Source organism: Streptomyces sp. SBT349, assembly GCF_001083795.1.
Taxonomy (GTDB): Bacteria; Actinomycetota; Actinomycetes; order Streptomycetales; family Streptomycetaceae; genus Streptomyces.
In genome coordinates this window covers 22,843-30,435 of sequence record NZ_LAVK01000047.1, presented here as the reverse complement: position 1 = coordinate 30,435, position 7,593 = coordinate 22,843, and the positions used below count along the sequence as shown (strand labels likewise).

Genomic DNA, 7,593 nt, shown 5'->3' with positions numbered 1-7,593 from the left:
GTCGTAGGACGAGGGTGTCGAGGGGGGCGGGGACATCGGAGCGGTGGTGGCTGGGTGGCGTGGGGGGTTTGGTGAGGTGGGCGGTCATCATGGCGGCGGGCCCGGTGGACTGGAAGGGCGTGTGACCGGTGAGGAGTTCGTGGAGGACGCAGCCCAGCGCGTAGAGGTCGGAGCGGGCGTCACCGGGGTGATCGTTGAAGCGTTCCGGTGGCATGTAGGCGAGGGTGCCCATGACCTGGCTGGATTTGGTGGTGGCGGCCATGAAGCGGGCGATGCCGAAGTCGAGGACCTTGATCTCGTTGCCGTTGGTGAGCATGAGGTTGCCGGGTTTGAGGTCCCGGTGGACGACATCGGCGGCGTGGGCGGCGGCCAGGGCCGCGGCGGTTTGGGCGGCCAAGTCCACCGCGCGGCGGATGGGCAGGGGACCGTCTCGTCGCAGGAGTGCGGCGAGGTCGTGTCCGGTGATGTACTCCATGACGAGGTAGAGGGTTCCGTCGAGGGGGTCTTCGCCCATGTCGAAGACGGTGACCACGCCTCGGTGGTTGAGGCGGCCGGCGGTGCGTGCTTCGCGGAAGAAGAGCTCGGCGCTGCCACTTTCGCCTTGCTGGTGGAGGAGGAGTTTGACCGCGACGCGGCGTCCGATGACACGGTCGCGGCCTTCCCAGACCTCGCCCATGCCGCCCCGGCCCACGAGCGACGCCAGTTCGTACCGGCCCGCGAGTACCCGATCAGCCACGCTGCCCCCGTCCCCTCGTCCGTCGCTCGCACTCCAGGACCCCCTGGGCCCACCATTGAACCGCAAGCCGCTCGCCGTTCTCCTACCGCAGCCGATACGCCGCCGGCACCGACGGGCGAACACCCGCAGCCGCCCGCTCAGGACCGGCGGCGAACCGCGCCACGGGCCGTTCCCCGGGACCGCGACGAGGACGGACAGACGGTACGACTACCGTCTGCGGACGATGAGTATGTGGTGAGCCATCTCCCGCCGCGTTGTCGGTGACAGCATTCACACTTGCCGCCATGACTCACGACCGGAACACCGACGCCGTTGACTACAGGCAACTCCTGCGGGAGCTCTGGATAGATGAGGCCGCATGCGTCACTGCGGTGACCAGCGGGGACGAAGACGCGGTCATCCGGTGCTTCGGCGGTGACCCCGATGGTGCTTGCGAGTACAGCCCGCTCGATGAGGACTTCTTCGATCGGCACCTGGACGAGGACCGGCAACTGATCGCGCTCGCCCGAACCGGTCCGGCGGTGGTCGTCATGGAGATCGACGGCTTCGAGGGAGCCCGGGAGGAGGTGCTGCGCCCGCTTACCCGTCTCGGCCGGGCCGCCAGCGCCTACTGGGGCGAGGACGCGATGACCCAGCTGAGCCTGGCCGAAGACGGGCGGGTGCTCTCGCAGTTCGAGATGTTGTTTCCCGAGAACCGCCAGGGCGCTCGGCCCGAAGCCTGGACCCCCTTCCTCCACGGCCTCACGTTCGGCACCGACGGCGACTACCGCGATGCCGGGCTCCGCGCGATCGTCCGCGCCACCGGTGCCCATCTGGACCTCGACCTGGTCGGCCGGGCATTCCGGATCGTGGAGATCAAGCCCGTCGGGGCCGCTGTAATCCCTCAAGGGCTGGAGGACTCACCACTGCTGACTGAACAGCCCTACGCCCATTACCTCGCCGACCTCGGCCCCCACCTCCTTCCCGAGATGCGGCACCACGCCTTCGGCCTTGCCCTCCAGCACACCGAGCTCGCCGAGGACGCTTTGGCCCTGGCAGCCGTCGGTGCCTTCCTCCACGCGTCGAACTCCGAGACGGACCGGTCGCGGCTCCGGAAGGATGTCGCCACTGCCAAGGCCATGGCCATGGCCCAGCGGGAGCGCCCGCTCAATCCCGCAAGGGCCGCGTCCGTTCTCGCGAACCGCCGGACAGAGCTGTGGACCCTCCTGGACTATCTGCTCTCCAACCCAACCCATGTTCCCGCCGCGGTGCTCCACCTACAGAAGGTGATGACGGGCGAAGGTGACCTCGTGGACCGATACTGGCTGCTCAACGCACTGCACGAAGCCGCCGAACGTCAAAGGCTTGCGGGAAGCTGATTCCCGCGCCGTGCCGCTGACATTCCCCCCGGCGCGGTTTCGGTACAGCGGCGACGTACAGCAACCACAGCACCCGCCGCCGTCCGACGCAGCCTCTCCTCTGCCTCGCGGCGGCCGGTATGACAGGGCGAGGAACCGCGGTCGATCAGGGCCCCGATGAGCCCTGCCGAGGTCCCGGTGGACCAGGTGGGCCGCGCCGTGGAACGCCGCAAGGCGCGCCTCCCCAAGAAGCGGAGCGCGGAGCGCGTGGCGCTACGTCTGGAACGCCGGGAACCAGCTGACCGAGGCCACGACGCGCGGGCGGCGTGGTACGCAGCACGGGACTGTCCGACGCGCCGACCGTGCAATGCCCAGGAGGAGGCCGCCGGTGACCACCATCATCTCGCTCCGGAAGGAACGGACCCTGCCCATCAGGGACGGTCTATCGACACCACCCGCCGACTCGCCCCGTCCGGGCCATCACCCCACTCACCGGCAATGACGCCTTCCGGCTCTTCCCCGACGACCCGTAGCCGCGTTCGCAGCGCGTGCCAGCTGCGTGCCGGAACGGTCGGGGAACCACGGTCGACGGCGGGCGCCGTGGAACTCGCTGAGCGCCGGGCGAAGGGACGGGCATGCAGGTCAAGTCAAGCCGCGGGACCGGATGTTCGCACACCGTGAGTCCCCAGCTCAGGGCGCGAGCTCGATTCTCGTCGCCCGCTCTCGTTGCCAAGGCCCAGGTCAGGGGCTCTATCCCCCAGCCTGGACCGTTGCGTTGCTCAGGCGTCAGGTGGCGGTGTCGGTGATGGCCGGCCGCCCGTCCCGCCTGCTTACGGAAGATGGTCAGCAGCACGGTCCGGCGGTTCGGGGCGAGCCAATACGGGACATGAAGCGCGTCGCCGTGCGAGTGGCCGATGTCGTCGGCAGGCGTGCTCGACTGGCGGGAGCACCTGGTCGGACGTGTCACCGGTGTCCGGCGCCGCCGACGCGTTAGTCATGTCCCGGTGCCGCGGCGGCCTCGGACCGGGCTCCGCTTCACCGTGCTTTCCTGGTCGACCGTGTGAAGACCAGGTTGACCAGGACGATCCCCAGCCACATGGCGAACACGGAATCCGCGTCGGTGCCGCCCGCGCCGGCCGTCAGCCAGATCGAGCCGCCGACCCCGAAGAGCAGGGAGAAGACCGGCACCGCCACGTGCGAGTTGTCGGGCTGCTGCCCCTGCTGCCCCCGTTCCTTCTGCGGAGCCCTACCGGCCCCCTGCTGGGCCAGCCGGGTGTCCACCCGCTGGTCGATCGCTTCGGTGGCGCTGGCGACGAAGGACTCCAGCACGGCGCGCTCGTACTCCGGGCCCAGCTCCTTGCGGGCCGCGTACGCCACGGAGGCTTCGTCATAGAGGTCGGGAGCTACCATGGCTCGCGCACCGTCCTTCCCGGTTACCGAGGAAGAGGTGTACGACGTACACCTCTCATGGGGGCAACGTAGGTGGACGCTGTACACCTGTCAAGAGGGTGGCCGGCTCCGGGTCTGGCCCGTACGAGAGGGGATGGTGGAGATCACCAGGCAGGCCGACGCCGTCCGGCAGTCTCGCGCACCCTTGAACAAGGAGCGGGTTCTGGACGCCGCCGTCGCTCTGGCCGACGAGGGCGGGACCGACGCGCTCAGCATGCGGAAGATCGCGCAGGTGCTCGGCGTCGTGCCCATGGCGCTGTACAAGCACGTGGCCAACAAGAACGAGCTGCTGGACGGCATGATCGACGTCCTCGTCGGCGAGATCGACCCACCGGCCACCGACGCCCACTGGAAGACCGTCATCCGCCTGCGGGTGCTGTCGGCGCGCCGCATGCTGCTGCGCCACCCGTGGGCGTCCGGGGTCATCGAGTCACGGATCAAGGCGCGGGCCAACCCGACCCCCGCGGTGATGGAGTATCTGGACTCGATGATCGGGATCTTCCGGGCCGGAGGATTCTCGATCGACCTGGTCCACCACGCGATGCACGTCATGGGCAGCCGCATGCTGGGCTTCTCCCAGGAGCTGTTCGAGGACACCCCTGACCGCGAGCCGGATCCGGATCCGGACGCGATGCCGCCCGAGGAGATGGCCGCGCGCTACCCGCACATCACCGAACTGGCCATGGCGGTCGCCCACGACCAGGAGTCCGTCGTCGGCTCGGGCTGCGACGACCAGTTCGAGTTCGAGTTCGCTCTGGACCTGACGCTGGACGGCCTTGAGCGGCTCCTGGGGACGACCTGACCTCCCGGTGAAGGGCCCGGCAGCACTCCCCTGAGGTCTTCCGTCGCCGTCGCCCTCGCCGCCGTCGCCCGGAACCCGCTCCTTCTGCCCTCCTCGGGCACGGTGCGCGGCGCCGCACTGCCTGGTCATCCGCGTTGAACTCCGCCCGCGCGGTGCGGGCCGGAGGAGACCATCGTCACCCATCACCCCAAGCGCGCCCGGCGGCGAAGAAATGCGCCAATGACCCGCCGCACGCCACTGCCGCACCGGGAGAGGCGGTGACCATCTCCCCGAGCACACGAGACCGTCAGGGACATACCGCTTCATGTATGGCTTTGACGGTCAGCGTCGCCAACGACAAGAGCGCCCCTTCGCTTCCAGGAGTTATGGTTGCGGTACCATAACCCTATGACCTTGAAGAAGACGACCGTCATGGTCGACGAGGAGGATCTCGCGCTGATCAAGGAAGCCGCCGCGCGCGAGGGCCGGCCCGAGTCGGAGTACTTCCGGGAGGCCTTCCACATCGCGGCCCTGCGCACCCGGCGCTGGGACGACGACTGGGACATCCCCCGCCTGGACTTCGGCGGCCCGGTCACCGCCGAGGACATCGACCGAGCGGTCTCGGACGGCGTGGCGGACGCCGAATGATCGTCGTCGGCGACACCTCCGGTCTGGTCGCCGCACTCAACACCTCAGATCCCGAGCACAAGTCGGCCCGCACCGCCATGCTCCAAGCCGCCCTCACCGTGGTCTCACCCCTGGTGATCCTGGAGATCGAGCACATCACCACGCGCAACGTCGACCGTCAGGCGGCCCACGCGGTGAACGACTGGCTCCTCGCACAGGAACACACCGGTCGCGTGGCCGTTCCCGAGCTGTCCGCTGTCACCCTGCGCAAGGCCCGCCAGGTCCAGAACCGCTACGCGGACCTGCGGCTCGACCTGACCGACGCGGTGAACGTCGTCCTTGCCGAGGCATACGACACCGAGACCATCCTGACCCTCGACCGCCGGGACTTCGGAGCCATCACCCCACTCACCGGCAACCACGCCTTCCGGCTGCTGCCCGACGACCTGTAGCCGCCCGGAGCCTCCGTGCCGGACGCGTGCTGTTGTGCCTGCAACGCTCGGACCGCACGTGAGCGTCTATCCCGGCCGCGACCTCCTGCTGACGCCGGCGGTCGGAGTGCTGGTGGATCATGGCCGCCTTCTCGGGGGACCGCCCAGGCCGAGATGGGCAGGGCGAAGAGGAGCGTGCCGCTGTGCGCCAGCAGGGGCGGAGCGGACCGGTCAGCCGGGATTCGGTCCGGCCGCCGGGGGCGGGGCCAGCGGCAGGACGTACTCCTCGCCAGCTTCGCGAGGTGGAGCGGGAGGGGGCGTGAGAGCGGGTGGTATTCGTCGTGGAAGCGCAGCTGATGGGCCGCCGCCGCGACGACGGCCGGCTGGTCCGGCGCAACGTCGGTGCGTCCGGCCCCCGTCAGGGCCGTCTCGGACAGGCAGCCGAGGACGGTGAGTTCGAGGGCCTGCGGATTCCAGGCCGTGGCCTTGGGACCGTGGGGCCACCTCTTGTCGGGCACGAGTTTGCGAAGGTCGCGGCGCACCGTGCCGACGGAGGGAGGTTTGCCGACAGTGCTGTGGAAGACGCGGTTGTCGGGGCCGGCGTCCCGTGCCACCCAGAGGCCAGCGGAAACGCCCGGCGTCTCGTCCCCGGTCTCCCCCGGGGCGTACCGCTGAGTGGTCTCACCGCGGTTGTCGCTGTCCCGGAGCAGCACCATCCGCGGGTCGGCCCCGTGGGAGGCGATCCGGACGGCCGGCTCCCTGGAGAAGGTGAGCCATCGACCAGAAGGAACGCCCTGCATGGCGTGTTTGTAGGCCGAGGTCTGGACCGCCGGGCAGGCGCTTGCCCCTCATAGCCGCCCTCTTTCGCCCTTCACGGCCGACGAATACCCTCACAACAAGGAGAAGTTGAGCAGAACAGGGGGGTTTCGTCATGGATGCGATGGAAGAGCGGCTGGAGGGGTCCGCTGGTCCGGGCCCGTACCGGCCATCCGACGCGGGAGCACCAGAGGAGGAGGAGTTCTTCGATGACGTGGACATCGACGAGGACGTCTCCCTGAGCGAGAACGATTCCGGCAGCGACTCGGATGGCGCCCCGTGGATCTACTCCACGAGCGAGCACGTGGCGGTCGGCAGGCGTTCCCAGAACCAGGAGCTCTACGCGGTGGAGTCCGTCATCGCCAACGCGAACAAGGAGCTCGAATCCTCGGGCGCGGCCGTGCGGCTCAGGCCGGCGGACGGGGAGGTGCCCGGCGAGCTGTTACGTCGCGGACTCCGGAAGTGGAAGCCGGTGATCGTGGCAGGGGTCCAGGAGCGCGGCGGCGAGGACATGCTGCGCGTGGACCAGTGCATCGAGGTCGCCCGCGTCGTCACGGGCAAATCGCTGGACAAGGTGCTGCTCGCCCCGGAAAAGGGCGAGACGGAACGCGTCGAACACGCGCAGACACCGAACGACGTCATCGGCCTGACCTCCTACCCCCGCCTGGTCACCCAACCGGGCATGACGCCCGGCCAACTCGCCCGCCGCCTCCCCAACTACGACGGGTACCTGCTGTTCAGCTGGCGGGAGGTCGACATCGACATCGACATCGACGAGAAGCACGGCGGGGAACTCCTTCCGGCTCTGGTGGCGGCCCGCAAGGAACTCACCGGCGCCGGCATGCCGCTGGAGCACGCCAGGACGCTGCTGCGGGAGATGAGGGACCGGCGACTCGAAACGTACCCGGCCCTGCAACAGCTCCTGGTCGACCGGCTGAAGGAATCCGGGGTGTTCGACCAGGAGCCGTCGAAGGCCACCGGGGAGAGCATCGCGACCATCGCGAAGAACATGGCCAATCTCGCCAAGTCGCGCCACCTGCCGTACGACCGGCCCGATCCGGAACGGGACGCCAGGCTGGGCATCAACGAGTCCGCCGACGCGCGGGTCGGCGAAGCGCTGGCGATCTACTCCACGCGGGGCCGGTCGAGGGCCGAGCAGGAGGCGGACCAGCAGTCGGGCGCCAAGCCGCCGTGGTCGTACCACTTCGCGGGGGTCGTGCTCAAGGACGGCGAGGACGTGGTCACCCTGGAGAACTACAACCGCCGCGGGAAGCCGGACGCGAACAGGAGGTGGTACTTCGCCCTGTACGGTCCTGGGCGCACGTTCCACCAGGCACACCGCGAGACGGTCACCGGAGCGCTCACCCTCGCCATGAGGTGAGCCGCCGGTCCGTCGGTGAGGGGTCCCGATGGGGT

7 protein-coding genes and 1 pseudogene are annotated in these 7,593 nt (G+C 69.2%); 5 read left to right on the top strand and 3 right to left on the bottom strand.

Annotation, left to right across the window (positions count from 1 at the left end; all coding sequences use genetic code 11):
- Nucleotides 1–736, bottom strand: a 736-nt coding sequence (locus ADY01_RS08775; RefSeq protein WP_049568482.1) for a serine/threonine-protein kinase, incomplete at its 3' end; no start/stop codon positions are given.
- Nucleotides 737–1,020: 284 nt separating this feature from the next.
- Here ADY01_RS08775 and ADY01_RS08770 point away from each other — a divergent pair.
- Nucleotides 1,021–2,094: a DUF6461 domain-containing protein gene (locus ADY01_RS08770; protein WP_159001047.1), complete on the top strand. Its 1,074-nt coding sequence runs from the start codon at nucleotides 1,021–1,023 to the stop codon at nucleotides 2,092–2,094.
- Between the two features lie 1,014 nt (nucleotides 2,095–3,108).
- On the opposite strand, the gene ADY01_RS08765 is transcribed toward ADY01_RS08770, so the two are convergent.
- Nucleotides 3,109–3,483, bottom strand: a complete 375-nt coding sequence (locus ADY01_RS08765) for a hypothetical protein (protein WP_049568476.1) — start codon at nucleotides 3,481–3,483, stop codon at nucleotides 3,109–3,111.
- Between the two features lie 133 nt (nucleotides 3,484–3,616).
- Between ADY01_RS08765 and ADY01_RS08760 the strand changes: the two genes are divergently transcribed.
- From ADY01_RS08760 to ADY01_RS08750, 3 genes are all read left to right on the top strand, one after another.
- Entirely contained in the window at nucleotides 3,617–4,324 is a 708-nt protein-coding gene (locus tag ADY01_RS08760; protein ID WP_049568474.1) for a TetR/AcrR family transcriptional regulator C-terminal domain-containing protein, read from the top strand.
- A gap of 387 nt (nucleotides 4,325–4,711) precedes the next feature.
- Nucleotides 4,712–4,951, top strand: coding sequence for a ribbon-helix-helix protein, CopG family (locus ADY01_RS08755; RefSeq protein ID WP_049568470.1), 240 nt, complete (start codon nucleotides 4,712–4,714; stop codon nucleotides 4,949–4,951).
- Nucleotides 4,948–5,382: a PIN domain-containing protein gene (locus ADY01_RS08750; RefSeq protein ID WP_049568466.1), complete on the top strand. Its 435-nt coding sequence runs from the start codon at nucleotides 4,948–4,950 to the stop codon at nucleotides 5,380–5,382. Before ADY01_RS08755 ends, ADY01_RS08750 begins: the two co-directional genes overlap by 4 nt.
- Before the next feature lie 275 nt (nucleotides 5,383–5,657).
- Here ADY01_RS08750 and ADY01_RS41780 read toward each other — a convergent pair.
- Nucleotides 5,658–6,161: pseudogene (locus tag ADY01_RS41780) on the bottom strand (RNaseH domain-containing protein); the annotation flags it as partial.
- Between the two features lie 131 nt (nucleotides 6,162–6,292).
- Between ADY01_RS41780 and ADY01_RS08745 the strand changes: the two are divergent.
- On the top strand, nucleotides 6,293–7,558 hold the full coding sequence (locus ADY01_RS08745; RefSeq protein ID WP_234320138.1) for a hypothetical protein: 1,266 nt from the start codon (nucleotides 6,293–6,295) through the stop codon (nucleotides 7,556–7,558).
- Nucleotides 7,559–7,593 lie beyond the last annotated feature (35 nt).

Bases quoted from the DNA above. Each gene is read 5' to 3' on its own strand.
- ADY01_RS08750 (WP_049568466.1), top strand. From the start codon at position 4,948: ATGATCGTCGTCGGCGACACCTCCGGTCTGGTCGCCGCACTCAACACC.
- ADY01_RS08765 (WP_049568476.1), bottom strand. From the start codon at position 3,483: ATGGTAGCTCCCGACCTCTATGACGAAGCCTCCGTGGCGTACGCGGCC.
- ADY01_RS08755 (WP_049568470.1), top strand. From the start codon at position 4,712: ATGACCTTGAAGAAGACGACCGTCATGGTCGACGAGGAGGATCTCGCG.
- ADY01_RS08760 (WP_049568474.1), top strand. From the start codon at position 3,617: ATGGTGGAGATCACCAGGCAGGCCGACGCCGTCCGGCAGTCTCGCGCA.
- ADY01_RS08770 (WP_159001047.1), top strand. From the start codon at position 1,021: ATGACTCACGACCGGAACACCGACGCCGTTGACTACAGGCAACTCCTG.
- ADY01_RS08745 (WP_234320138.1), top strand. From the start codon at position 6,293: ATGGATGCGATGGAAGAGCGGCTGGAGGGGTCCGCTGGTCCGGGCCCG.